The 25,225-nt window shown below is 56.1% G+C and carries 25 protein-coding genes and 2 pseudogenes; 15 read left to right on the top strand and 12 right to left on the bottom strand.

Features of this window, described 5'->3' with window-relative positions; translation table 11 throughout:
* The 3 genes from NTD89_RS05715 to thrC all read right to left on the bottom strand — a co-directional run bounded on the left by NTD89_RS05715 (position 1) and on the right by thrC (position 3,023).
* On the bottom strand, positions 1-1,050 hold the full coding sequence (locus tag NTD89_RS05715) for a homoserine dehydrogenase (protein WP_041021436.1): 1,050 nt from the start codon (positions 1,048-1,050) through the stop codon (positions 1-3).
* 117 nt (positions 1,051-1,167) lie between these two features.
* Positions 1,168-1,605 carry an Lrp/AsnC family transcriptional regulator gene (locus NTD89_RS05710; protein ID WP_027606629.1) on the bottom strand — a complete coding sequence of 146 codons (438 nt, stop codon included), beginning with the start codon at positions 1,603-1,605 and terminating at the stop codon, positions 1,168-1,170.
* A 14-nt stretch (positions 1,606-1,619) separates the two neighbouring features.
* On the bottom strand, positions 1,620-3,023 hold the full coding sequence (gene thrC, locus NTD89_RS05705; protein WP_027616438.1) for a threonine synthase: 1,404 nt from the start codon (positions 3,021-3,023) through the stop codon (positions 1,620-1,622).
* A 238-nt stretch (positions 3,024-3,261) separates the two neighbouring features.
* On the opposite strand from thrC, the gene NTD89_RS05700 reads away from it, so the two are divergent.
* Positions 3,262-3,744 carry a DinB family protein gene (locus tag NTD89_RS05700; RefSeq protein WP_027616437.1) on the top strand — a complete coding sequence of 161 codons (483 nt, stop codon included), beginning with the start codon at positions 3,262-3,264 and terminating at the stop codon, positions 3,742-3,744.
* A 55-nt stretch (positions 3,745-3,799) separates the two neighbouring features.
* On the opposite strand, the gene NTD89_RS05695 is transcribed toward NTD89_RS05700, so the two are convergent.
* Positions 3,800-4,693: a dihydrodipicolinate synthase family protein gene (locus NTD89_RS05695; RefSeq protein ID WP_027616436.1), complete on the bottom strand. Its 894-nt coding sequence runs from the start codon at positions 4,691-4,693 to the stop codon at positions 3,800-3,802.
* Positions 4,694-4,722: 29 nt separating this feature from the next.
* The gene (locus tag NTD89_RS05690) at positions 4,723-5,418 is read right to left on the bottom strand and encodes a B3/4 domain-containing protein (RefSeq protein ID WP_262206705.1); all 696 of its coding nucleotides are present in this window, start codon (positions 5,416-5,418) and stop codon (positions 4,723-4,725) included.
* 160 nt (positions 5,419-5,578) lie between these two features.
* Between NTD89_RS05690 and NTD89_RS05685 the strand changes: the two genes are divergently transcribed.
* Entirely contained in the window at positions 5,579-6,181 is a 603-nt protein-coding gene (locus tag NTD89_RS05685) for an XRE family transcriptional regulator (RefSeq protein WP_027616434.1), read from the top strand.
* A gap of 322 nt (positions 6,182-6,503) precedes the next feature.
* On the opposite strand, the gene NTD89_RS05680 is transcribed toward NTD89_RS05685, so the two are convergent.
* Positions 6,504-7,427, bottom strand: a complete 924-nt coding sequence (locus tag NTD89_RS05680; protein ID WP_262206704.1) for a LysR family transcriptional regulator — start codon at positions 7,425-7,427, stop codon at positions 6,504-6,506.
* 348 nt (positions 7,428-7,775) lie between these two features.
* Here NTD89_RS05680 and NTD89_RS05675 point away from each other — a divergent pair, with 348 nt between their 5' ends.
* Positions 7,776-9,143 (top strand): MFS family transporter, encoded by a 1,368-nt coding sequence (locus tag NTD89_RS05675; protein WP_262206703.1) that lies wholly within the window; start codon positions 7,776-7,778, stop codon positions 9,141-9,143.
* A 481-nt stretch (positions 9,144-9,624) separates the two neighbouring features.
* Here the strand turns inward: NTD89_RS05675 and NTD89_RS05670 are convergent, their stop codons facing one another.
* Positions 9,625-10,920 carry a dicarboxylate/amino acid:cation symporter gene (locus NTD89_RS05670; protein WP_262206702.1) on the bottom strand — a complete coding sequence of 432 codons (1,296 nt, stop codon included), beginning with the start codon at positions 10,918-10,920 and terminating at the stop codon, positions 9,625-9,627.
* A gap of 419 nt (positions 10,921-11,339) precedes the next feature.
* Here NTD89_RS05670 and NTD89_RS05665 point away from each other — a divergent pair, with 419 nt between their 5' ends.
* From NTD89_RS05665 to NTD89_RS05625, 9 genes are all read left to right on the top strand, one after another.
* Complete coding sequence (locus NTD89_RS05665) at positions 11,340-11,870, top strand: thiamine pyrophosphate-binding protein (RefSeq protein WP_041481079.1); 531 nt, start codon at positions 11,340-11,342, stop codon at positions 11,868-11,870.
* The gene (locus NTD89_RS05660) at positions 11,858-12,454 is read left to right on the top strand and encodes a thiamine pyrophosphate-dependent enzyme (protein ID WP_262206701.1); all 597 of its coding nucleotides are present in this window, start codon (positions 11,858-11,860) and stop codon (positions 12,452-12,454) included. Before NTD89_RS05665 ends, NTD89_RS05660 begins: the two co-directional genes overlap by 13 nt.
* 69 nt (positions 12,455-12,523) lie before the next feature.
* Entirely contained in the window at positions 12,524-13,687 is a 1,164-nt protein-coding gene (locus NTD89_RS05655) for an acyl-CoA dehydrogenase family protein (RefSeq protein WP_262206700.1), read from the top strand.
* Between the two features lie 61 nt (positions 13,688-13,748).
* Positions 13,749-14,951, top strand: a complete 1,203-nt coding sequence (locus NTD89_RS05650; RefSeq protein WP_262206723.1) for a CaiB/BaiF CoA transferase family protein — start codon at positions 13,749-13,751, stop codon at positions 14,949-14,951.
* 49 nt (positions 14,952-15,000) lie between these two features.
* Positions 15,001-15,750 (top strand): electron transfer flavoprotein subunit beta/FixA family protein, encoded by a 750-nt coding sequence (locus NTD89_RS05645; RefSeq protein WP_262206699.1) that lies wholly within the window; start codon positions 15,001-15,003, stop codon positions 15,748-15,750.
* A 2-nt stretch (positions 15,751-15,752) separates the two neighbouring features.
* A complete protein-coding gene (locus NTD89_RS05640) occupies positions 15,753-16,682 on the top strand; it encodes an electron transfer flavoprotein subunit alpha/FixB family protein (RefSeq protein WP_262206698.1) in 930 nt (309 codons plus the stop codon).
* A gap of 19 nt (positions 16,683-16,701) precedes the next feature.
* Positions 16,702-17,544 (top strand): MaoC family dehydratase N-terminal domain-containing protein, encoded by an 843-nt coding sequence (locus NTD89_RS05635; RefSeq protein WP_262206697.1) that lies wholly within the window; start codon positions 16,702-16,704, stop codon positions 17,542-17,544.
* A complete protein-coding gene (locus tag NTD89_RS05630; protein ID WP_262206696.1) occupies positions 17,541-18,365 on the top strand; it encodes an HpcH/HpaI aldolase/citrate lyase family protein in 825 nt (274 codons plus the stop codon). The genes NTD89_RS05635 and NTD89_RS05630 overlap by 4 nt, the downstream gene beginning before the upstream one ends.
* Positions 18,366-18,533: 168 nt before the next feature.
* Positions 18,534-19,130, top strand: a complete 597-nt coding sequence (locus tag NTD89_RS05625; RefSeq protein WP_262206695.1) for a TetR/AcrR family transcriptional regulator — start codon at positions 18,534-18,536, stop codon at positions 19,128-19,130.
* A 33-nt stretch (positions 19,131-19,163) separates the two neighbouring features.
* On the opposite strand, the gene NTD89_RS05620 is transcribed toward NTD89_RS05625, so the two are convergent.
* From NTD89_RS05620 to NTD89_RS05610, 3 genes and pseudogenes are all read right to left on the bottom strand, one after another.
* A complete protein-coding gene (locus NTD89_RS05620) occupies positions 19,164-19,805 on the bottom strand; it encodes an alpha/beta hydrolase (RefSeq protein WP_262206694.1) in 642 nt (213 codons plus the stop codon).
* Positions 19,795-20,955, bottom strand: coding sequence for an MFS transporter (locus NTD89_RS05615; protein WP_262206722.1), 1,161 nt, complete (start codon positions 20,953-20,955; stop codon positions 19,795-19,797). Before NTD89_RS05615 ends, NTD89_RS05620 begins: the two co-directional genes overlap by 11 nt.
* Positions 20,956-21,185: 230 nt before the next feature.
* Positions 21,186-21,362 (bottom strand): annotated as a pseudogene (locus tag NTD89_RS05610) (DUF3363 domain-containing protein); the annotation flags it as partial.
* A 364-nt stretch (positions 21,363-21,726) separates the two neighbouring features.
* Between NTD89_RS05610 and NTD89_RS05600 the strand changes: the two are divergent.
* The 3 genes from NTD89_RS05600 to NTD89_RS05590 all read left to right on the top strand — a co-directional run bounded on the left by NTD89_RS05600 (position 21,727) and on the right by NTD89_RS05590 (position 24,349).
* Positions 21,727-22,017: a type II toxin-antitoxin system ParD family antitoxin gene (locus NTD89_RS05600; RefSeq protein ID WP_262206693.1), complete on the top strand. Its 291-nt coding sequence runs from the start codon at positions 21,727-21,729 to the stop codon at positions 22,015-22,017.
* 2 nt (positions 22,018-22,019) lie between these two features.
* Entirely contained in the window at positions 22,020-22,343 is a 324-nt protein-coding gene (locus tag NTD89_RS05595) for a type II toxin-antitoxin system RelE/ParE family toxin (protein WP_262206692.1), read from the top strand.
* A 1,022-nt stretch (positions 22,344-23,365) separates the two neighbouring features.
* Positions 23,366-24,349: an LLM class oxidoreductase gene (locus NTD89_RS05590; protein ID WP_078047889.1), complete on the top strand. Its 984-nt coding sequence runs from the start codon at positions 23,366-23,368 to the stop codon at positions 24,347-24,349.
* A gap of 38 nt (positions 24,350-24,387) precedes the next feature.
* Here NTD89_RS05590 and NTD89_RS05585 read toward each other — a convergent pair.
* Both NTD89_RS05585 and NTD89_RS05580 read right to left on the bottom strand, forming a co-directional pair.
* Positions 24,388-24,570, bottom strand: a pseudogene (locus NTD89_RS05585) (potassium transporter); the annotation flags it as partial.
* A 194-nt stretch (positions 24,571-24,764) separates the two neighbouring features.
* The gene (locus tag NTD89_RS05580; protein ID WP_023047152.1) at positions 24,765-25,067 is read right to left on the bottom strand and encodes a putative quinol monooxygenase; all 303 of its coding nucleotides are present in this window, start codon (positions 25,065-25,067) and stop codon (positions 24,765-24,767) included.
* Positions 25,068-25,225: the final 158 nt, after the last annotated feature.

Below are 25,225 nucleotides of genomic sequence, written 5' to 3'. Positions count from 1 at the left end.
TTACTTACCTGACGTGGTTTTGTGGTTGTGGATGCTTACGATGTCGGCGAGCAAGGCAAATGCGGTTTCAAAACGACCTGCCCCCGCACCCACTACAGTGACGGGACCGAGAATGGCCGTGTTGAAGGTAATTGCGTTGGTGGCTCCGCTCACGGCTGAGAGCGCGTCGCTCGCCGGCAAGAGCTTCGGACTCACTGATGCTGAAATCGAACCATCGCTCCGTTTCTCTGCGCTGCCAATCAGCTTCCAGCGGGCATTTGCTTTCGTCGCCTCGGCAATATCCTTGGCCGTGATTTCAGAAATCCCTTTGCACAGGACGTCGCTTGGTTTGAGTTTTGCGCCTAGCAGTTCATTGGCGAGGATGACAACCTTCAAGCGCACATCGTGCCCTTCTACATCCGCTGTTGGGTCAGCTTCGGCATACCCCAATTCCTGCGCTTTTGCGACGGCACTGGAGAAGTCCAACCCCGTCTCCATGCTGGAGAGGACAAAGTTTGAAGTACCGTTGAGGATCCCCTTGAAGCCGGTGATTTCCGAGCCTGCCAGTGACTCCTTGGCCAAACGGATAACCGGGGTCCCGCTCATGACAGAACCTTCAAATTCAAAGCGGGCGCCGGTGCTATCGGCCAGCGTCTTCAAGCTTTGTGCATGCAGCGCCACGGGCCCTTTGTTCGTGGTCACGACACTGACGCCCTTTTCCAGAGCCCAGCGGCAGAAGGTCGTAGCCGGTTCACCATCCACAGGATTGGTGAACGTTGCCTCAGCGACAATATCGGCGCCAGAGAAGCGGATAACGGTTTCGTTTGCCGGCTCAGCAGTCCCGCCGGCCAGGGTCCTGAAACTGCCTTTAGCAGCAGGCACTGCTGCCAATTCACGAGCGTCCAGGCCGTCTTTGTTAATGATCGAACCGAGGTAAAGGTCACTGACACCGACAATCTTCAAGGTAAAACCTAATTCATCGGCCCAACGCGAATTCTTATCGGCAATAAGCTGGGTCAGCGCGCGGTTAACGCCACCAAATCCAAGCAACGCAATTTTGTATTCAGTCACGACAGGGTTCTCATTGTTATGTTGTGGTGCTGAGATAGTAAGCCGCCAACTTAACTTTACGAATATGGCAAACAGAACGTTGTTGCGAGCAAAATGCTCGTACAACAGCGCAACTTGCTATTTTGTGCTCGACAGAACAAAAGACGTTACGGTATTCAGGACTCCCGGCAGCGTCGAGATCTCACTCCATACCCTGTGGATACGATCTGCATTCATCGCCTGAACCGTCAGTACAATATCGAGGTCGCCACTCATCACATTGCAGGAAATAACTTCAGGCATTGCACCAACGGAACGAACAACTTCTGAATCTCGCATACGATCCTTACGATAAACGAAGATTAATGCATTAATGGGTCCTGCATCAGCTGAAGGCATACCTTTAATAATTGTGTAGCCTCGGACATACCCATCGCGCTCCAATCGCTCAATCCGCAGCCTGACTGCGTTCCTGGACAAATTGACTTTTAGGGCAATATCGTTGTGGGCCAACCGTGCATTGCGAGTTAGCTCCTCCAAAATCTTTTCATCAACTTTATCTAAAACACGTTTCATCTCTGGCTCCGGACTTATAACGAGTGAGACTCCGTGTCTTTTGATAATGCCCTGACCAGTGAGATCAGCGACCTGACGTCGTTGGGAATTGAAGTACAGTCTTGTTCAGCAACTACAGGAACACCAATTGTATTTAGGTGGCCAACAATCTCTGACTTTTGGGTTGCAGTGCCAACTTTCGACGGATGTGTGGTTGCCAGGCAAATCATGGGGATCATCAAGCTGCGTCTGCTTACACGTGCAGCGCGCAAGCCGATGGCGGTATTGGGACTGACCAGATATCCACTCTCTGCAAAGACCTCATGAATACAACTGAATGCGTCTGCATCGTCCACAGCCAGTGAGTCAAACAGTTTGCGTGCCTCCAACCATTCATCCTGCGCTAACTGAATAGTTCCCTCGCCTTCTAGCAACTGCATATTACGAGCTACTTTTTCTCCGCATCGATTTAAAATGCTCCACTGTAGGCGCTCAAAATTAGAGGCTAATGAAACATTCATCGTGGGAATTTTGGTAGCACGAATTTCATTTCGACTGTACAGATTTGATTGGAGAAAGTTATGCAGTCCGGCGTTAGTATTCGTGGCAACGATAAGCTGTCGAATCGGCAGTCCCATTTGCTTGGCAATATAACCAGCGTACAGGGCGCCAAAATTTCCAGTCGGGACACTGAAAGCAATCTCTCTTTTAGGCGCACCGAGCTGAAGAGCAGAATAGAAATAGAAGGAGAGGTGCGCAAGTACGCGAACCCAATGCACTGAGTTGAACGAAATAAGATGCTGCCGTGCATTATTACTTTGTTTCAGGAACTGCTCACACAAACGATGACAATCAGAATAGTCTCCGTCGACCGCAACATTCACAACATTATCTTCGTGCGTACTCAGTAAGCGTATGCGATCCTCCGCCGTTAACCCCATGGAAGGATGCAATACCAACAACGTAACGCCCTTCATTCCCGAAAATGCTTTTATTGCTGCGGCGCCAGTATCTCCACCTGTACAACCTATAATCAGCGCCTTCTTACCAGACCTGAGTAAATCATGATCGATAAAGCGAGACATCAACTGAAGGCCAACGTCTTGGTAGACGCCTGACGGCCCATGAAACAATTCGAGTATCCACTCGTTACTTGCGGTCTGGTACAGCGGTGTCACTGCGTTGCTTTTAAAACAATCAAAAATCTCCTCAAGCATCCGAGACAACAGATCCTGCTCGATCCATCCCCCCAGAAAGGGCTCGATTACGTAGCGAGCCAATTCATGGAAGGGCAACCATTCGAGCTTTGAGAGCTCCTCCTTTTTGAAGCGGGGAACCTTGTGCGGCACGTACAAACCACCGTCAGGCGCGTACGCCCCCATCAGCACCTCGCTGAATTCGTACGTTCTACCAGGGGTCCGTGTGCTGACGTATTTCATGATCCAAGACACCCTCAAGCCATTTCCGAGCCGGCCGCCTGCAAGCTGGGGCTTCTGCGGAATTCAATGCGGTAGCGTTAATCGCCTTTGATCCAGCTTCATACCAATGACCATAAAAGTCAATATATCGACTATTATATCTCGCTAACGGTATTCCGTTCCCGTTACACGAACCCCCCTTTTGTCCAAGCCCATGGGATGTGCGAGGGCCGACAATGCTTAGAAATGGGAGAACACCATGTGTGCCAAGAATCTGCTGCACTCGCTTTATCAGTACAAGGCATGGTCTGAGGATGTGTTATTCAGGTGCTTGAAAGCGCCCATTTCGCAGTCGTTTCCTGTGGAAATGGAGAAGGCCTGTTATTGGCTCAGGCACATCAATATTGTGGACCAACTATTCATCGCCAGACTGCAGGGAAAACCGGAGGAATTTGACGACGTCGTCACTGAGCAGCGGCAAGACATTCGTCAGTTGGAAGAGGCTTTCACAGCGGCAAATCAATGGTTTGTCGATTACACGAAATCAGTCACTGCAAAGGAGCTGTCTGAACCGGTGGAATTTATTTTCAAGGATGGCAAACCCGGCAACATGACCAAAGAACAAATCCTTGCTCATGTGCTTTCTCATGGCCTGCAGCATCGAGGAAGTGTTAGCACGATCCTCCCCAGGGAAATCCTGGAGGGACACCAAGATCATTTCACAACGTTTTTGAAACTGTAGGCAGTTGGATTTCTGCCTCCTCAACCATGATGAGGCAGAGTGTTCACCGCAGTGCTCAGCTCAATTCGAGCGCGTCTATCACCGCTGCAATTTGCTTGCGTCCTTCCCCTTCGATGGTTCTAAGCGGCAAAGGCACGCTCGGAGAGTGAGTAATGCCGCGTAGCTCCGCTGCAGTGGCTATCACGCGAAAGCTACCGCCAAATTGGCTGAACAATGCCCAAAGCGGCTTCAAGGATTCGGAGAGGCGCATAGCCTCAAAGGCGTCACCTGACAATGCTGCTCGTGTGATGGCGAGCGCCGTATTGGGGAACAAACCGCCCATGACCGAATACCAGGCATCGCAGCCGGCATTCATTCCAACAGCGGCAAACGCATCGCCGCTTATTCCAATAGTCACGTGACTCGGAATCAATTTCCGCAGGCGCTCCACACGCTCCCTGGCCAGATGTGGCGCCTCGGGGACGCCAGGGATTTTGATTGAGCTGACATTGGGTAGCTCTGCAATACGCCCGTGTAACTCATCGGTAAATTCGAAATGAGTGGTACCAGGATTGTCATAGACACATAGCGGGATTGAGACGTTGGCCGAAACCATTTCGTACATCGAGAACACATCGTCCTGAGTCAGTTTTTGATATGACACGGGTGGCAGCAGCAAGGCTTTGACCCCCACGGCTTGCGCATCCTCAGCCAGCAGCAAAACGTCGCGTGTACGCAGCGCGCCGATGCTCACCATCACAGGCACGTCCTCCGCGGCCTCTACTGCCAACTGAGCAACTCGAGAACGTTCGGCTCGAGAAAGATACGCATAGCTTCCGGTGGATCCTAGAGCCCCGATGGAATCTACTTTAGCTGCCACCAATTGCTGCACAAGACAAGTAAAAGCATTTTCGTCCACACCCTGCTCATCCATAGGGGTCAGAGGAAATGCACTAAGACCGGTAAACATCGTCATCACTCCTTGCAGTGGTCTATGGACTATTTGGACCCAGGACCAATCAGTGAGCTTTCGATCTGGACGCCTGGCATCATTTGCTGCAACCCTTCGATGAGTTTGTCCCCCGCTTCCGTCAGGGCTTCAAGCGGCATCGCCGGCAGACTCTCCAGAATGAACCACATGCTCCTCGCGTCAGCACCGAGACGGGTCCTGACACCTTGCCGCCAATTCCAGCGACGGCAGGTCACGCCTTTGTCATCGCGCCAGACAACCTCGCCGGCATCCGGATACTCGAAGGCAGCAGCCCCCTCTTTCATCGTGTCAAAAGCCTCAGTGCCATCAGCGACTACGAGCCGTGGGGAGCCCACATAGGCTTCAATGTTTTCCCCGCCAACCGGGATGGCGTACTCAATGCTGATTGCGTTGTAGAGATCGACGATGGGATCCAGGCTAGGCAAGCTGCCGTCACGTAAAACTCGTTTACGCAGCGCTTCAGCTGAACAAGGTGTGCGCTGCGGCTTGGCCCCAAACTTTCGAAAGGTCTCAGCCCATGCAGCCAGATGGCCTTCTCCCCAGCTTGGCCCACCTTTCTGCACAGCCTTGCAAGCACGGTCCAGCGCAGCCTGGGCCACCTCAGGATGAGCCAGTGGTGCAGCTTCCACCACGATACTCAGGGCCCTGAACTCCGGCGCCAGCTCGGCAACGGCTTGATCGATTAACGGCAGTACGGACAGCATCAAAAACCTCCAGGAACCTAAATGTCATTTCATGCTAGTCAGCGACGACCAATAAAGTCAATATAATGACCATTATCATCTACTATAACGGCTGAGCCGATTGACGGAGCTACTTATAAAGGCCGAGAATCCCAGCACATTTTTCTCATGACCTTCATCAATGACCACCAATACCAGCCTGTCGACTACCCCTGGCGCTGATGCTCATGCCGTCAGCCTGGCCGTTGCGCGCACACTTAAACAGGCACGCAAAACACAGAAGATCACGCTGGATGAACTTTCCCGCCGTGCTGGTGTGAGCAAAGGAATGGTTGTCGAAATAGAGAAATGTACGGCGAACCCCAGTATCGGCATCCTTTGCAAAATCGCCGCCGCGCTTGGACTGTCTGTTGCAGACATCGTCAATGTGACCGAAGCCCCATCCGCCCATATCATCGACAGCCAAGACATCCCCACGCTCTGGACCGGTGACCTGGGAGGAACGGCGCGCCTCCTGGCGGGAACGTCCGGCCCTAATATGATCGAGCTGTGGCGTTGGGAAATGCATCCAGGCGAATCTTTCGCTTCACAGGGGCATCCTCAGGGCACGCTTGAACTGTTTCATGTGGAGAAAGGCACGCTGAAATGCGTGGTAGGGGAAACAGAGTTGGTCATCCCTGCGGGGAGTTCGGCAGTGGCGAAAACCGATGTACCTCATTCCTATTCCAACGCTGGCAGATCCAAGTTGGTGTTCACCATGTCCGTGACGGAGATGCATCAGTAGATACCGGCAGACTCGCAGCCAGTGAGCATGTGTAAGGCGGGCGAACCAGCCAATTTCAAAAGGGCTGCGCCACCGAAAGCCATCAAGCCCCACGTAACATCACCGCCAGGGCGTGCACTCGCAATTGCGAGTGCATCGCATGCAACTGGGGGCAAAATTGGGGGCATATTTGATATTTTTCTGCCTGAAAATATCGTCCTAGAGCCTAGTCAAAATGTTTTTTGGAAGCTCTGATAACATGTAGCCACTCACGTAACCGCTTAAATGTCGGACGACATCTAAATCAGGCATGTGAATCGATCAGGCAGTTCTGTCAGGGCGCTCAGAGCATGTGACCGGCCCAGATTCCCTGCTTCACCAATTCCGAAGCCAACTCGACGAATGTCTCGCCGACATAGCGCGTGGCCTGGCTGACTTTTCTGTCGGCGGGCGACACCATTACCAGTTTGCGCATCGGCGTAGGCTCTACAAGAGGCGCGGCACACAGGCTGCCGCTTTGCAGATGCCCGTATATCGATGCCAATGGCAATGCGGTTAGCCCGAAACCGTTGCGGACCAGGTCGATCATCGCGCCAAACGAATCCGCCTCGACGTTGGCAACAATCTTGAAACCGACGTCTGCAGCGCAACGATCCATGATCTTGCGCAAGCCATGTCGCGGGCTAGGCAGTATCAAATGCTCATGGGCAAGACTAGAGAAGTGAACGGCCTCGTCCAACTTCAAACCTGCACTGGGTGGCCCTACCAAAACCAGATTTTCCATCATTACCGGAACGATGCGCAGCGTGTGCAAGGGCTCCAGGTCATAGGAAATCACCAGTTCCAATTCGCCGCGTTGAATCCAGTCCAGTAAATAGCCACTGAAGGCAGAGGAGAAACGGATAGACAAATCCGGGTTTTCCTCGCGAATACGTTTTACCAGGTGCACCGTCATTATTTCAGCGATGGTCGGTGTGGTACCGATAGCAACGGCACCACGGAAGGCCCCTTGACCTCTCGCGACCGAACTGCGAATGGCCTCCAGTTCATCCATGATGCGGGTGGCATGTTGCAGAACTTCATTCCCGGCCTCGGTAATGATCATGCCGCGACCATGGCGCTCAAAAAGGTACACCCCCAGCTCTTTTTCCAACTGTCGAATTTGACGACTCAGTGCGGGTTGAGCGATGTGCAGCCGATCAGACGCCTTGCTGAGACTGCCTAGCTCAGCAACATGAATAAGTGTTTTGAGCTGAACAACGTCCATGGGCAGACCAACTTAGGATAGAGGGGTGGATGGCAGTCTAATCAGCCCAACTATTAGCAGCTATAGAATCTCAGCATATCAGATAGTCGCCTGGCGCCCTTATTCATGCGTGCGCTGTGGAGTAGCTTGCAAGTAAGTCGCGACTCGATCCGCGATGCCTCACAACAATAAAACTAGAGGTCTTGAACATGCTACCCACCTATCCCCCTCCCCTGGCAGGACCGCTCACCCCGCGCCCTATCTGTTTGCAAACCCAGCGCCTGCTCTGATTCACACAAATGCCCAAGCCGTTCACGGAGCGCCTGTTTTCGCTTCGAGATGTCTCGTGCTTGCCAGAGGTTGACCACCATGTCCACTCCACTGCCAATCAATACCGATGTCGATGACGCTCGCGTCCGCCAACCCAATCGTGTCCGAGCGATCATGGGCGCCTGCTCGGGCAACCTCGTCGAATGGTATGATTTTTTTATCTACGCCTACACAGCGATCTACTTCGCTGCATCGTTCTTCCCCAAAGGAGATACCACCACCCAACTGCTAGCTACTGCGGGCGTATTTGCTGTCGGCTTCTTCATGCGTCCGTTGGGCGGCTGGATCTTCGGCTGGCTCGCTGACACAAAGGGCCGCAAGATCTCGATGATTATCTCGGTGTTCATGATGTGCGGCGGCTCACTGCTGATCGCAGTGATACCGACCTATGAAACCATAGGCATCGCGGCGCCCATCATGCTGGTTGTTGCGCGCTTGATCCAGGGTCTCTCGGTGGGTGCCGAGTACGGTACCGGCGCGACCTATATCAGCGAAATCGCCACACCCGGGCGACGCTGCTTCTACGGTTCGTTCCAATACTTCACCATCATCGCCGGGCAATTGATGGCGTTGTTCACCGTGGTGATCCTTCAGCAGACCCTGACTGACGAACAGCTGCGTGAGTGGGGCTGGCGCATTCCGTTCTTTATCGGTGCAGTGAGTGCCGTGGTAGTGGTTTATCTGCGCCGTTCAATGCACGAAACTGCGTCCAAAAAAGACATGAACCGCGAGGGCGCCGGATCGCTACGCGGCATGTTCAAACACAAACGCGCCGTGGCCCTAGTCATCGCCTTTACCATTGGCGGCTCGCTGTACTTCTATACCTTCACCACCTACATGCAAAAATTCCTGGTGATCTCGGCCGGATTCGATGCACAGACGGTCAGCTTCATCATGACCTCGGCGCTGATCGGATTCATGCTCTGTCAGCCGTTGTTCGGACTAATGGCTGATCGACTGGGTATCAAGACTCACATGCTGATGTTCTCGGGAATTGCTCTTCTATTGGTGATTCCGCTACTGTTCGCCATCAAGGGCACACAAAGTCCATTAATGGCGTTTTTGCTGGTGTTCGGCGGGCTGGTGGTGGCGTCTCTGTATACGCCGATTGCGGGCATCGTCAAAGCCGAGTTGTTCCCGCCTGCAGTGAGAGCCTTGGGAGTAGGCTTTCCTTACGCCATCGGGAATGCCGCCTTTGGCGGTACCGCCGAGTATGTCGCCCTGTCGTTCCGCGCTGAAGGTGTCGAGGACTACTTTTTCTTCTACGTCGCCGCGGTGCTCTGCGTGACCTTCGTTGCCTCGATGATGATGCCTAACCTGACTCGTCATGGCTATATCAGTGGCGATGGCAAAATCGAAGAAAATACAGGCATGTCCGTGACCAAGATGCAGACAGCACGGCCATAATCGCTAGCGCTTCAACATCTCAAGGGCTTAGGTTCGCGCCATAGGCGGTTACGAATCTAAGCCCTTTTTTGTGCCCGTGTTATTTCTAATGCCTGACGACACCCCGCTCGAGCGCTGCTCGGCATACTCCACGAAGTTGTCCTGCGTGTGCACATCCTGAGAACCCAACGTTTGGCCGAGCATCAGTTGCGGTTCTGCGTCCACACGCACCGGTATGCATTGCTCGAGCGCACAAGGATAGCCTGCGAGGGACGAGGTTGTGAGGGTTTTGGGGAAGGATGATGCGACAACTGCCTTTGACTAACTCTGGCAGCATGAGATTGAGAGGGGCCCTTTCTGGCCTGTGAGGGTATTAACCCCGTTGCTGGAAGATTTGGCAGGCCCATACAGACCGTATGGACCTGCCTTACCCCGCCATTCGGCTATGCAGTTGAATAGAGGCAACCCTAAACACGTTTGGGCTCAAATAGTGTGCAGGCTCTTAGCCGGCAACGACATTACTGGTTTGACGCTCCATCGACATTGCGCGTGCCTGCGCGTCAGGCTCGTCCAGCAGTTCTCCCTCCCACTTAGCCACCACCGCCGTTGCGATCGAGTTACCGACCGCATTGGTCGCCGAACGGCCCATGTCGAGAAACGTATCGATGCCCAGGATCAGCAGCAACCCAGCCTCAGGAATATCGAACTGTACCAGAGTGGCTGCGATAACCACCAAGGAGGCGCGCGGCACACCCGCAAGCCCCTTCGACGTCAACATCAACGTCAGTAGCATAAGAATCTGAGTGCCAAGTGTCATCTCGATGCCATAGGCCTGGGCGATGAACAGCACGGCAAACGTGCAGTACATCATCGAACCGTCAAGGTTGAACGAATATCCCATGGGCATCACGAAGCTGGAGATCTTGCGCGAAACACCAAATCGGTCAAGCGCCGCCAACAGCTTCGGGTAGGCCGACTCGGAGCTGGCTGTAGCGAACGCCAGCAGAAATGCTTCCTTGATCAGACTCAGCAGACTGAACACCCTCCGCCCAAGGAACAACGCTCCCGCCAAGACCAGCAGACCCCAAAGCAATGATAAGCCGAAGTAAAAATCACGCATGAACACGGCAAAGGTAGCCAAAATCGACAGCCCGTCAATGGCAACGGTGGAGGCCATCGCCGCCATAACCGCCAAGGGCGCAAGCCTCATCACATAGCTGGTGATCAGCAGCATGGCCTGCGCCAGTTCGTCAGTCAGGCGAACCAGACCTTTGGCCTTCTCGCCGAGTGCGGCCAAGGCCACGCCAAAGAACAAGGAAAACACCACAATCTGCAGGACTTCATTGGTCGCGAGCGCTTCTGCGAACGACCTTGGCACCAGGTGAGTGACGAAGCCTTTCAAGGTAAACGCCGAGGTTTGCAATGACGTAGTGGCATTGACGTCAGGCAGTGGCAACGCCAGATGCTGACCTGGCTGGAGAATATTGGCCATCATCAACCCCACTGCCAGCGAAAGCAGCGAGGCGGATACGAACCACAGCATGGCCTTGCTGAACACACGGCCAACCGCACCGGCATTGCCCATGTGAGCGATGCCGACCACCAGTGTGGAAAACACCAGTGGCCCGATCAGCATTTTGATCAGGCGCAGAAACACATCCGAGATAATCGAAATATACCCGGCAATCTCGGTTGCACTAGTTTTAGTAGGGGCGTTGAGGAAGATGGTGTAACCGATCAGCACACCAATGAGCATAGCAAGCAGGATCCAACCTGCTAGAGGTAGACGGTATTTCATGGACCACCTGTTATCGAGTAATGAAAGTATCGCCGGACATGCGGCGCATTACGGAATGAGGTAGGCAGTTGCAAGATGTCCTGTGGGACATGCCGAGGAGTGCTGCGAGTCTGCGGACAGTTGAGCAGACGTGAGCCAGCGCAGGAGGCGTTCGAACATGGTAGTACCCTCGGATTTTATTTTTGTGGGTCATGCACGGTGTGATAAGGGACACCGACCTAGCAGCCTAACCAAGTTCTCCACGCCGACTAAGGCCATTCTAGGCCTAACAGCTATGCATCTTAGCGATAGCACAACGCTCCTTGCAGCGCCGCGAAAGCTATGCCGAGCGGGCATATCTCAAAGAGAAAAACGGTAGTCGTCGGTACCTTCCTTTGACTTCATGATGAGGCAAAACAAGAGCAGCACTGGAGACAACCATGTCATCGCAAGAAGCTGAACAAAGCTGGCAAGAAGACGTTTTTCGCGTCCTCAAAGCTCACGACGTCAAGCACGTAGTGTTCGTCCCGGACGCCGGCCACTCGGCCGCTATCCGCATGTCCTATGAGGATCCTGATATCAAGGCAGTCGTCCTTACCACCGAAGAAGAAGGCATTGGCTATCTGGCCGGCGCCTGGCTCGGCGGTGAGCGTGGTGCACTGCTGATGCAGTCAAGTGGTGTGGGTAACTGCATCAATACCCTGGCCCTGCAGAACTGCGCCGGTTTCCCTCTGCTGATGGTCGTCACCATGCGAGGCGACTGGGCTGAGTTCAATGCCTGGCAGAACCCGATGGGTCAGGCTACTGAAGCATCCCTGCAGTTGATGAAGGTGATGACATGGCGTGCGGACGTGCCCGAGGACGTCGCTCCACTGCTGCATGGCGCAGCCACTATGGCCTTCAACGGTGACTCCGCCACTGCCCTGCTGCTTGGTCAGCGTCTGATCGGAGAAAAAAAATGGGTCAAGTAAGCGCTAACCACACCCTGTGCCGTCGTGAAGTGGTGCGCACACTGCTGGCAGATCGTAACGATGTATTGGTCGTCACCGGATTGGGCTCTGCATCCTACGATGTGATGGCTGCAGGTGACCATGACGGCAACTACTATCTCTGGGCAGCCATGGGCAGCGCCATCACAGTGGGCCTGGGCTTAGCCAACGCCCAACCGAACAAATCAGTAGTGGTGATTACCGGTGACGGAGAGTTACTGATGGGCTTTGGCGCGCTTGCCACGGTTGCGCTGCAAAAGCCCGCTAACTTGACCATCGTCGTGCTGGACAACGGCCACTTCGGCGAGACCGGAATGCAGGTGAGCCATGCCGGCTTTGGCATCAAGCTCGACCAGGTCGCCCAGACCTGCGGTTTCAGTTGGACTACCGAAATTCGTGAGATGGAAGGCGTGCATGACCTGCGCGAGCGCTTTGCCACGCGCGAAGGCGTGAAGCTGGTCACCGTGAAAATCAAGGCTGAGAACCCGCCACGAGTACTGCCGCCGCGTGATGGCCATTTCATTAAGAACCGTTTCCGCGCTGCCCTGGGCTTCCATCCTCTTTGACCGTGTTGGAGACAGGCTTGCGGCCGAACCACGACGACGCTGCAAGCCAGTCTCGCCTGGAGAACAATAATGAGCGACTACGACAACGAAGAACTCAATGCCATCCGTGAAGGTGTGCGCGCCCTGTGTACTGACTTCCCTGCCGAGTATTGGCGCAAGATCGATGAACAAAAGGGCTTCCCGGAGTCCTTCGTCAAAGCCATGACCGAAGCGGGCTGGCTCTCGGCGATGATTCCAGAAGAATATGGCGGATCGGGCCTGGGCCTGGCGGAGGCCTCGGTGATCCTTGAAGAGGTCAACCGCTGCGGGGGTAACTCCGGCACCATCCATGGCCAGATGTACAACATGTTCACGCTGCTGCGTAACGGTAGTGAAGAGCAGAAAAGCTACTATTTGCCCAAGCTGGCCAGCGGCGAGCTGCGGCTGCAGTCGATGGGGGTTACCGAACCCACGACCGGCACCGATACCACCAAGATCAAGACTACGGCGGTGCGCAAGGGTGACAAGTACGTAATCAACGGTCAGAAGGTGTGGATCTCGCGGATCCAGCATTCCGATCTGATGATTCTGCTGGCCCGTACCACGCCTCTGGCCGAGGTGAAGAAAAAATCCGACGGCATGTCGATCTTCCTCGTCGACCTGCGCGAAGCCATCGGCAACGGCCTGACCGTGCAGCCGATCGCTAACATGGTCAATCACGAAACCAACGAGCTGTTCTTCGACAACCTGGAGATCCCTGCCAGCAGCCTAATCGGCGAAGAAGGTAAAGGTTTCCGTTACATCCTTGATGGCCTCAACGCCGAGCGTACCCTGATCGCCGCGGAATGTATCGGTGATGGTCGCTGGTTCGTCGAGAAGTCCAGCCAGTATGCCCGTGATCGCGTAGTGTTCGGCCGCCCGATCGGGCAGAACCAGGGTGTGCAGTTCCCGATCGCAGAGGCGCACATCGAGATCGAAGCCGCCGACCTGATGCGCTGGCGCGCCTGTAAAGAGTACGACAGCGGCAAGAATGCTGGTGCCGCCGCCAACATGGCTAAATACTTGGCAGCCAAGGCCAGCTGGGAAGCCGCCAACGCCTGCCTGCAAACGCACGGTGGTTTCGGCTTTGCCAACGAGTACGACGTAGAGCGCAAGTTCCGCGAGACCCGCCTGTACCAAGTCGCGCCGATCTCGACCAACCTTATCCTGTCGTACGTCGCTGAACACCTGCTGGAGTTACCCCGCTCGTTCTGATTGAAGTCGCCCCATGTCGCTTAAGCGGCAGGGGCCTGCCATGACAAGAGAGATAACAACCATGAGCCAGTCCACGGGCATCCGCCCACTCGACGGGATCACCGTCATCAGCCTTGAACACGCAATTGCCGCCCCCTTCTGCACCCGCCAACTAGCCGACCTTGGGGCCCGGGTGGTCAAGGTCGAACGGCCGGGTGTCGGCGATTTTGCGCGCGGTTACGACCAGCGGGTCAATGGCCTGGCTTCTCACTTCGTCTGGACTAATCGCTCAAAAGAAAGCCTCGCCCTCGACCTTAAGCAGAAGGTGGCCGGCGACATTCTTGACCAACTTCTGGAGCAAGCCGATGTGCTGGTGCAAAACCTCGCACCGGGCGCCGCTGCACGCTTGGGCCTGTCGTTTGAAACGTTGCATGCACGCTTCCCGAAACTGATCGTATGTGACATTTCAGGGTATGGCGCCGGCGGCCCCTACGAACACAAGAAAGCCTACGACCTGTTGATTCAGAGCGAAGGCGGGTTCCTCTCGGTCACTGGCGGCCCTGGGGATGATCAAATGGCCAAGGCAGGTAACTCAATTGCTGATATCGCAGCCGGCATGTATGCCTATACCGGCGTGCTTTCTGCCCTGCTGTTGCGTGGCAAGACAGGTAAAGGCAGTCATGTCGACGTATCCATGCTGGAAAGTCTGGTGGAGTGGATGAACTATCCACTGTACTACGCCTATGAGGGTGCGACGCCGCCGCCACGCGCGGGTGCAGCGCACGCCACCATTTACCCTTACGGCCCCTTCCCTACCGGCGATGGCAAAACCATCATGCTTGGGCTGCAGAACGAGCGGGAATGGCGGCTATTCTGCGAGCAGGTCCTGCTGCAGCCCGAGCTGGCCGACGATGAGCGGTTTGCGGCGAACTTCAAACGGGTGGAAAACCGCGACAGCTTACGCGCGCTGATCGTCGAAGCATTTGCTCAGCTCGACTTCAACACCGTGATTGCCCGCCTTGATGGTGCCAGCATCGCCAACGCTCGCGTCAATGATATGCAGGGGGTTTGGCAACATCCACAACTACAGGCTCGCAAACGCTGGCGGCAAGTGGAGACCCCCAAGGGCAAGATTCCCAGCCTGCTCCCTCCTGCCAGCAGCAACGCCTTCAGCCCGCGCATGGATGCGGTGCCTGACTTGGGTGAGCACAGCGCGAGCATTCTCGCCCAGCTTGGCCTGTCTGCCGAACGTATTGAGGAGCTGCGCACGTGTGGGGTTATCTGAACCCTCTTTTTTGCAACCTTAGAATAATAATCAGAGAGCCATACTTCCCATGAAAGTGCTGGTCGCAATCAAGCGTATGGTCGACTACAACGTGAAAGTTCGCGTCAAGGCGGACAATTCCGGCGTCGACCTTGCTAACGTCAAGATGTCGATGAACCCATTCTGTGAAATCGCCGTGGAAGAAGCCGTACGCCTGAAAGAAAAAGGCGTAGCGACTGAAATCGTCGTGGTTTCCATCGGCCCTTCCACTGCTCAAGAGCAGCTGCGTACCGCCCTGGCCCTGGGCGCCGACCGCGCCGTGCTGGTTGAGTCCGCAGAAGAGCTGACCTCCCTGGCCGTGGCCAAGCTGCTCAAAGCCGTTGTCGACAAGGAACAGCCTCAGCTGGTGATCCTCGGCAAACAAGCCATCGACAGCGACAACAACCAGACTGGCCAGATGCTGGCTGCACTGACCGGTTACGGCCAGGGCACCTTCGCTTCCAAAGTGGAAGTGAGCGGCGACAGCGTTGCCGTCACCCGTGAAATCGACGGCGGTGCGCAGACGGTTTCGCTGAAACTGCCGGCCATCGTCACCACCGACCTGCGTTTGAACGAGCCGCGCTACGCGTCCCTGCCAAACATCATGAAAGCCAAGAAGAAGCCTCTCGAAGTGCTGACTCCGGACGCTTTGGGCGTTTCCACCGCCTCCACCAACAAGACCGTCAAAGTCGAAGCGCCGGCTGCACGCAGCGCGGGCATCAAGGTCAAGTCGGTGGCTGAACTGGTCGAGAAACTGAAAAACGAAGCGAAGGTAATCTAACCATGACTATCTTGGTAATCGCAGAACACGACAACAAAGTGCTGGCCCCGGCCACGCTGAACACTGTGGCCGCTGCCGCTAAAATCGGTGGCGATATTCACGTACTGGTCGCCGGCCTTGGCGCTGGCGCCGTGGCTGAAGCCGTTGCCAAAGTGGCTGGCGTGAGCAAAGTACTGCTGGCCGACAACGCCGCCTACGCTCACCAGTTGCCGGAAAACGTTGCTCCGCTCATTGCTGAGCTGGGCGCTGGCTACAGCCACATCCTGGCTGCCGCCACCTCCAACGGCAAAAACATCCTGCCACGCGTTGCCGCGCAGTTGGACGTTGACCAGATCTCCGAGATCGTTTCGGTCGAAAGCGCCGACACCTTCAAGCGTCCGATCTACGCCGGTAACGCCATTGCCACCGTGCAATCGACCGCCACCATCAAAGTGATCACAGTGCGTGCCACCGGTTTCGACCCGGTTGCCGCTGAAGGTGGTTCGGCTGCCGTTGAGGCCGTCTCCGCTGCCCACGACACCGGCACTTCCAGCTTTGTTGGCGAAGAGCTGGCCAAGTCGGATCGTCCTGAGCTGACCGCTGCCAAGATCGTCGTTTCCGGCGGCCGTGGGATTCAGAACGGTGACAACTTCAAACACCTGTACGCCCTGGCCGACAAGCTGGGCGCGGCAGTCGGCGCTTCCCGCGCGGCCGTCGACGCAGGTTTCGTACCCAACGACATGCAGGTCGGCCAGACCGGCAAAATCGTTGCGCCACAGCTGTACATCGCCGTCGGTATTTCCGGCGCGATCCAGCATTTGGCCGGTATGAAAGACTCCAAAGTGATCGTCGCGATCAACAAGGACGAAGAAGCACCGATCTTCCAGGTGGCTGATTACGGCCTGGTGGCGGACCTGTTTGAAGCAGTCCCGTCGCTTACCAGCCACCTTTGAACAAACAAGGACACACACAATGACCACACAAGACCTCAACGCCTGGATCGGCCGCACTGAAACCAGCCACGATCGCATCACCCATAACCTGGTCAAGCGCATCGCAGCGACCTTGAGCGAGCCGGCACCCGGTCCAGGCGATGCCCTGCCCTTGCTCTGGCACTGGGCATTCTTCCAGGACACCGTCGACGCTATAGGCCTGGGTAGCGATGGCCATCCTGCCCGTGGTGGGTTCTTGCCGCCTGCGGACAACCGCAACCGCATGTGGGCAGGCAGCCGTCTGAAGTTCCTTTCGCCGTTGCGGGTGGATGCAGAAGTTTCACGGCGCTCGACCATCCTCAATGTACAAGACAAACACGGCAGCACCGGCTCACTGCTGTTCGTTACGGTCAAGCATGAGTATGTTCAGGAGGGCCGTGACGTATTGGTCGAGGAGCAGGATATCGTCTACCGAGAGCCATCCACGCCCAAGCTCGGCGGCACCGAGGCAGCCCCTGAAGGCGCCTGGCAGGAGACCGTCATTCCCAATGCAACACTGCTGTTCCGCTATTCGGCAGTCACCTTTAATGGCCACCGGATCCACTACGACTGGCCATATGTCACTGAGACCGAAGGCTATCCAGGGTTGGTGGTACACGGCCCGCTGATCGCGACGCTCAGCCTGCGCGCGTTCCAGCAGGCCAACCCGGCTGCCAGGGTGCGTCGCTTCAACTTCCGCGGCTTGCGCCCGCTAATTTCACCCCAGGCGTTCGAGGTCGGTGGCCGGCTGATGGACGCCGGCAAGGCGCAGATCTGGGCAACCGCAGAGGCCGGTATGGCGCAATCCGGTGAAGTTGAGTTCACCACAGGAAGTGCACTATGACCCAGGCAATCGTACGCAGTGCCCTGTTCGTTCCTGCCAGCCGGCCGGAACGCATCCCCAAAGCGCTGGCAAGTGGTGCCGATCGGGTGATCGTCGACCTTGAAGACGCAGTCGAGGAAAGCGCCAAGGAGCAGGCCCGGGACAACCTCGATACCTTCCTGGCGGGGCATCCGCAGGCCCAAGTGCTGGTCCGTATAAACGCACCTGAGCACTGGTCACATGAGGCTGATCTGGACCTCTGTCAGCGTCATCCGGGAGTACGTGGCATTCTGTTGCCTAAGGCCGAGACAGTTGAGCAGGTTCGCTTGGCATACTCGACAGGCAAGCCTGTGTGGCCGATTATCGAAAGCGCGCGTGGGCTCGCCGCGTTGCCCCAGCTGGCGACAAGCGCCGGCGTTGAGCGATTGTCTTTCGGCAGCCTTGACCTGGGGCTCGACCTGAATCTGCGCAGTGGCAGCAACGCTGCCGAGCAGGTGTTGGCGCACGCGCGCTACGCCATCTTGCTGCACACACGAGTGGCGAATCTTGCCGCACCGTTGGACGGAGTGTACCCCTCTATCCACGACACAGACGGCCTGCGCCGGCACACCGAGTTCGTACGCGACATGGGATTTGGCGGCGCTTTGTGCATCCATCCCAGCCAGGTCAGGTCAATTCACCAGGCGTTGCGGCCATCGTCAGCAGAGGTGGACTGGGCACGCCGAGTTATAGCGGGCGCCGAAGGTGGTGCCGGGGTGTTCACCATTGACGGACAGATGATTGATGCGCCCGTAATACTGCGTGCTCGTGCAACGCTTGCGCGCTTTACGCAAGACGACTGAGCACAGCGGTTTGTCCCAGGCAGGCTACTTTCGCAGATCTGAGAAACCCGGCAGCTTGCTTGGCTATTTGTAGTTTGGAGGAAAAAATAATGAACAAGAGTCCTTCACGTAACCGCTGCCGCCGCATTGTCTGCTGGCTACTGCGTGCCCTTTCCAGATTGCCGGCCTATGCCTGAAGGCACGCGCGCTCAGTACTGCCCGGATTTCCTGCTGGAGGCGGCCCGTGAACTGATGGCCGAGCATGGCTACGGCGCTATGAGCATGCGCCAACTAGCCGCTCGTGCTGGCCTGCAACCCGGCAGCCTCTACCACCATGTCGCGAGCAAACAGGACCTGCTGCTTGATGTTCTGCTGAGCACACTCACGCAGCGGCTGGAGGCTTGGCAAAGTGGCCCCTATACCCGCGACCTGCGGGGTTACCTTAGCTTTCTCCTGGCGCGTCAACGCTCCCATCCCTGCGAAGAGCTACTGCTGCGCCATGAGTCTCGACATGTCAAAGCAAGCCACCGCATCTGGTTAGCGCAGGCGTTTGATAGGTTGCAGGCGCCTTTGCGCCAGGCGATAGAACAAGGGCTGAGGTGCGGGCATTTCAACGTGCAGGATATCCCTAGCGCAATCGCGGCAATCTACGCATTGATTGACACTACCGATGGCATGCGCAACCGACCGATGCCGGTCGATGAAGCATGGATAGAGGCTTGGATCGTACGAATGAGCATCGCGCTGTTGTCGTGCCCCAACACTCCTGACCGCCCCGCACTGTGACGGAAACGATTCGAGGCAATGCACACTCGTTGATCAGAATGCATGGTCCAGGTGCGTCGCCACATGCTGCGCGACTTGCGCCAGGCAACCTTTAAAAAAGTGATTACTACCTGGAAACACCATCACCGCCCGACGCTCCGGCCTCGCCCAGTCAAATAGGTTTGCCAAGGGGGCCATTTCGTCCTGTTCTGCATGCAGCAGGAGACACTCGGCAGGCAATGCCAGCGGTTCGTACAGTCGTCCACCAGGTACGAGGCCAACCGGCAACCCCAAAAGAGCTACCGCGTGCAGTCTGTCGTTAAGCGCACACGCGACCCGTGCATACACATGGGCACCAAATGAGAACCCGACCAGGGCGATGGGCAGCTGTGGATATAAACGCTGAAGGTGATTGACGACGATGATGCTATCTTCGCTTTCACCGATGCCTTCGTCATGCGCACCGGTGGATTTACCTACACCACGAAAGCTCGGACGGACCACTCGCCACCCCTCTGCGTTGAGTTTGCGAGACAGCGTTAATGGCACCAGGTGATGCGGGCTGCCGCCCAGCAGCGGTTGGGGATGACTCACGAGCACGACTCCCTTCGGGGGGCAGTTCGGCTCATCAATGATGAATTCGATCAGGCCCGCGGGACCTTCAATCAAATGCTCGCTCCGTTTTTCATCGGCCATCATGACTTTCCTCTACTGCCGTTTTATCCGCCGCGCGAGAACGTTGCAAAGACGTTAATACCAGGCCCACCAGAACCACGTTTATCACGGCCAGACTGCACAGCGTGACGAGGACGCCCGTCGCCCCGAAATGCTGCATCAAGTAGCCTCCGGCCAAGGGGGTCAACGACTGGCCGATCAACGAAGGGCGCGACATCTTGCCCATCAGCGCCACGTACTGCGATGCCGGCATCAATACCAGCGGCAGCATTCCTCGGACGATCGCACGCAATCCGTTGCCAAGACCGTACAACACTAAACCGACGGCCGTTGCGCCCGGCGCGAAGGCAACCAGTACTACCCCTAGTGCAACCAGCATCGCCGACACCAGCGCCGTCCAGATCGGATGACGCTTGCCTGCAATCATTTGGAGAACACGCGAAGCCACCTGGCTCGGGCCGAGCAGAGACGACAGTGCGATCGCTGCTGTCAATGAGTAGCCAAGCCCCTGCAGCACCGTTACCAGCTGCACCGAGATCGCGGTCATAATTATCGCGCCCAGCGCAAAGATCCAAATCAACAGCAGGTATACGCGCTTGTCTACCGGTGGGTTGTTCCGCTCGCTGGGGCCCCTGATCTGACGTAACTTGCCACCGCCTGGCAATACGATCAAATACAAGGGGGTCGAGAGCAAAAGTAGCACTGCGTATCCAACGCATGTCCCTCGCCAGCCCACGTGCTCGACGGCCGATGCAACCAGCGGCCAAGTCAGGGTAGTGGCGAACCCGGAGATCAACGTGATACCGGTGATCGCCTTGCCAGCTCGCTCCGCATACAGCGCCCCGAGTGTGGAAAACAGCGCTTCGTAAAGCCCCGCGGCCATGCCGATACCAATAACGGCCCAGGCCAGCAGGAAAACCGGCAAGGTGTGACAGGCAGCGGTGATCAACAGCCCTAGCGCGACTAACAGACCACTGCAGGCTAACTGCACACGACCACCGAAACGCGCCACCAGACGGCTAGAGAGGGGCGCCAACAGCGCTGAGATCATAAGGCTCAATGACAATGCGCCATACACCCACTGGCTGCCCCAGCCAGTGTCGCGAATGATCGGCTCCCCCATGACGGCGAGCAGAAAGAACGATCCGCCCCAAACCAGAATCTGCAACATGCCCAGGCAAAAAACGCCGCGGCTCCCAGGAAGACGAACTTCAGCGTCCACGATAAACCTTCAATAATCATTCGGATCGAATCGCAAGCAGGGCATACGACGGAAAGCAGCGCAGATGGGGACTCATGGCGCGAGACTATCTTAAAGTGCTTGGTCGGCAGCTGCTAAACAATGTGGGCATATCAGGTAACCGTCGTTCGATCTCGATCGCCGACTTTCACCACACCGGCGAGAACCCCATACCTACTGGCGAACATGACGCTACGCCTGTAGATGCCAGCCAAGCGCTGCCTATCCTAGTTCGGGCGGTGCTCCAGGCCGGTTCCGGTGGCAATGTTCCTGGCTGCCTGCGTCAGCTTCCGATTGCGCAGATTTCCCAGCAGATTCCGAGCGAGGATGACCCGCTGCCAGCCCCCTTAAAGGTGGCCGTAATGGACCTGACCTTAAGAGCTGAATGCCAGGGGACGGCAGACACCGGCGAAGATGTCCGCGGTGCGCTACAAACGATCGGGGAGAACGCCGGACGCATTAAGCAAGGCCTGGCCAAACTGAAGGCCCAAGGTCCACACTATTCAAGTTGCCGCGGACATCCTTGGGATGGCCTTTTTCTCGACCTTAAGCGCGCTGTCGGGTCAGCAAGCGGTTCGACGCAAAAAATTACCCTTCTGACACAATCCGTCAGATACAAATCCCAAACTTCCTGCTTTTATCTAAAATGGCATAATATGCCAACGATCGAAACAACATGTTTGCTCAGAGTTGGAGCTAATGATGGCGACGCGAAACGTTGTGCTCACCCCACACCAGGAACAGGTTATCCAAGACCTTGTGCAGTCTGGCCGTTATCAGAATGCCAGCGAAGTGATGCGAGAAGGTTTGCGGCTATTGGAACAGCGCGTCGCCGAAGACACCGCCAAAATTGAAGCCCTGCGTCAGGCGACCTCGATAGGCATCATGGACCTTGAGCACGGGCGCTTCACTCAGGTGAACGAAGCGGATCTGGAGCATTTCCTTGGGGGATTGAGCCAGGAGGCCACCCTCCCCACGCGCGAGAAACACTGAGCATGCCGCAGTATCGGATTACCAACGCGGCGCGCGCCGACATTGTTGACATCCTCAGGCTCTCCCAGACGCAGTTCGGCGATCAAGCACGCCAGCGCTACACGGCGCTGATCCTCGCGGCGCTGCGAGCTCTTGCCAGCACGCCTTATCGCATTGGCAGCCATGACCGCCGTGACCGCCGTGAGCTTGCACCGGGCCTTCGCAGCTATCACCTCATCTATTCACGCCATATAGTGTTTTATCGTGTGGCAAACGACGACTTGATCGAGGTCGTCAGACTCCTGCATAACGCCATGGACGTGCAACTGCACCTGCCCAACGACTGATGACCGATCTGGCTCAAAGGCTTAGATGGCCATGAACAACGAAGGTAAGGCGCCACCTCTATATGCAACCTGAGCGCCCTCGCTGCCAGCCGACTCAGTGGCCAATTGAAGCGAGAGGTTCTGGGGCCGACCGGGTTATCGAGACCCACGACCAGAAGTACGATGCTCAACGCTGCGTGCTACTTTCAATACCGAACAACCCCTTCTTAAGCGTTTTCCCTGGCTAGGCGCTTGGCATTACGCTCCAGTTGTCGATGGACACGCGGATCGATCTCCCTGGCGACCACCGCCATTGCAACATCTCACAGAGCATGAGCATCTCACGAAGCCAATTTCAGGACAGGTGCTGAAAGACAGCCCGGACAACTCCGATTAAGGATATCGACTTATCGAACCACCAAGAATTTGCCAGATTCGGGTTGGTCATCCAGTATACGGAGGCGGACTGAATACCAGCCACGACCACCCAGATCCGCGTCAGAAATCGCCATTCCCGATCGCTTATACACTCGGCGCAATTGGGGGCATAACTGGGGGCATAATTCGATTTTTTTAAGCTGAAACTACTGTTCTAGAGCCCTATCAAAATGTTTTTTGGAAGCTCTGTCAACATGGAGCAGTTATGACTGACAGCTCTCGGCCAATAGCGGCCGTTCTGGAATGGCAGGAAACGACCGATAACTGCCTTCGATACGCGACTTTCGCCCGCCAGCGGCTCGATTGTAAGAATATGGCGGAGAGCTGCAAAACCGCCTACGCTTATAGAATGATTCCTCGAACGCCTTGCCCATCTGGTGGTATAGAGCCGAGAGATCTGACTTCCTTTGACCGTCCGCTTAATACCCACCCGGACCAACCCGCGCCTATCGCCAGCAACTGCCCCCTGAGTCCGGTCCACACAACCAGCAGTACGGCGCAACGGGTAAAACCCAGTACCCCCACCTGCCGTTCAAAAGCGACCGATGCCGCAGCACCTCTGGAAACGGGGGCGCTGTTCACGTTCTGTCATGAGGTCAATCCGTATGTATCGGCCGAGCACGATTCCTTACCAGCAGCATCGAGGGTTCAGCCGAACCTTCACTCAGGGGCATTTGAGCCTTGGATTATTCTTTCCCATGGAGGCGTTCGACGGGGACACTCCGAGCATGCTCAACCAGGTCACACTGGCTAAAAAAGCCGAGGCGCTGGGCTTCTGCGCGCTCTGGTTTCGCGACGTGCCGCTTCGCGACCCTGGCTTCGGCGATGTCGGCCAAGTCTTCGACCCCTGGGTTTACCTGGGTTATATGGCCGCCCATACCTCGGAGATTGCACTTGGCACCGCCTCCATCGCCATCCCGCTGCACCATCCCCTGCACACGGCCAAGGCGTCAGCCAGCGTCGATCAGTTGAGCACTGGTCGCTTGATTCTGGGGGTTGCTTCGGGAGATCGGCCAGTGGAGTTTTCGGCGTTTGGCGTCGATCCCGAAAGGCGTGGAGAGATCTTTCGAGAACACTACGAAGTGATTCGCCGCGCCCACAGCACCAGTTTTGAGCCCATCCACTGGAGCACTGGTGAAATGCAAGGCGCAGACCTGATTCCGAAACCTACCACCCAATTCATTCCAATGCTCGTGACCGGCAACAGTCGCCAGTCACTGGATTGGATCGCGCGTGAGAGCAACGGATGGATCAACTATCCACGCATTCCGAACATGCAGCGGCTGGTCGTGGAAGATTGGCGACTGGAGGTCACGAAACAATGTGGCTCTGTGTATAAGCCCTTTACTCAGTCGCTGTACATCGATCTCGATGAGAATCCGTCAACGCCACCCACACGTATCCATTTGGGGTTCAGACTTGGACGTTACCATCTACGATTTTTGCTGGAGTCGCTTGAGGAAATCGGCGTGGACCACGTCATTCTCAATCTCAAATACGGCAAGCGCCCTGCGGTGGAAGTTATTGAGGAATTGGGTACGCACATCGTTGCGCAGTTCGGAGTGCAGCCGCGTCAGGCAGCTCATTGAACATCGGTCACTGCTACGCCGACGAATGCTCACTTGACGAAACCATAAGGTGTCACGGCGCGGATGACCTCCGGTTCTATATCAATGATGGAGATCTTCGCGGCATGAGCGACCGGTGCCCGGCAAACAATCTACCCTACCCAGCCTAAACCCGTGATGAGCACATTGCCTTGCAGATTCTGTGCGGCCTCCACGCCGTCCATGGACACGATTTGCGCGCGTATCCTTTCACTTCTACCGAGCGCGCAAGCATGGCATGAATCCTGGACACGGCACTTTAGCCATGACATTTATCTTCAATACAAGTGTTTTAATTGATCACCGCCCGGGACAGCAGCAGGCCCAGGCGATCCTGATTTTCATACAAGACATCGTGAGCCTCCCCGAACTGAATGGAACTTCCTGTTGGATTTGCTTAACCGGGCAGCTTGGCCGCAAGGACGTCAACCTTCTCGATTGATGGCGGTTCGGCAAACAGCTCGGCAGCGTTTGCCATAAGCGCCGCCGCGACCTTGCCCGAAAGATGAGCCTGCCGGCCCGCTTCATCCGGGAATGCGTCAAAGATGCCAAAGGTGGACGGCCCCAAGCGGATTCCAAACCAGGCTGTAGTGGCTGGCTCCTCCTCCACTAACGGAAGGCCGCCCAAAAGAAAGCTTTCTACATCCTTTTCTTTCCCGGGTTTTGCTTCCAGGCGAACGAACAACGCTACTTTGACCATGATGTGGCTCCTGTTGTTACGATGCGGCTGGCGCTATCAGATCGCGACAGCTAAGAGGGGTATCCGAGACTCTTAACTATGGTCGACGATACCAGGATTACAAACCCAAATAGACCAAGGGTAGCGGCGAGTAGCGCACGGGCAGTGAGAACGACGTA

Origin of the sequence: Pseudomonas sp. 14P_5.3_Bac1 (assembly GCF_025466135.1) — a bacterium.
Lineage (GTDB): Bacteria > Pseudomonadota > Gammaproteobacteria > Pseudomonadales > Pseudomonadaceae > Aquipseudomonas.
Note: the sequence above shows the minus strand (reverse complement) of the source record. Positions and strands in the feature narration are given on the sequence as shown.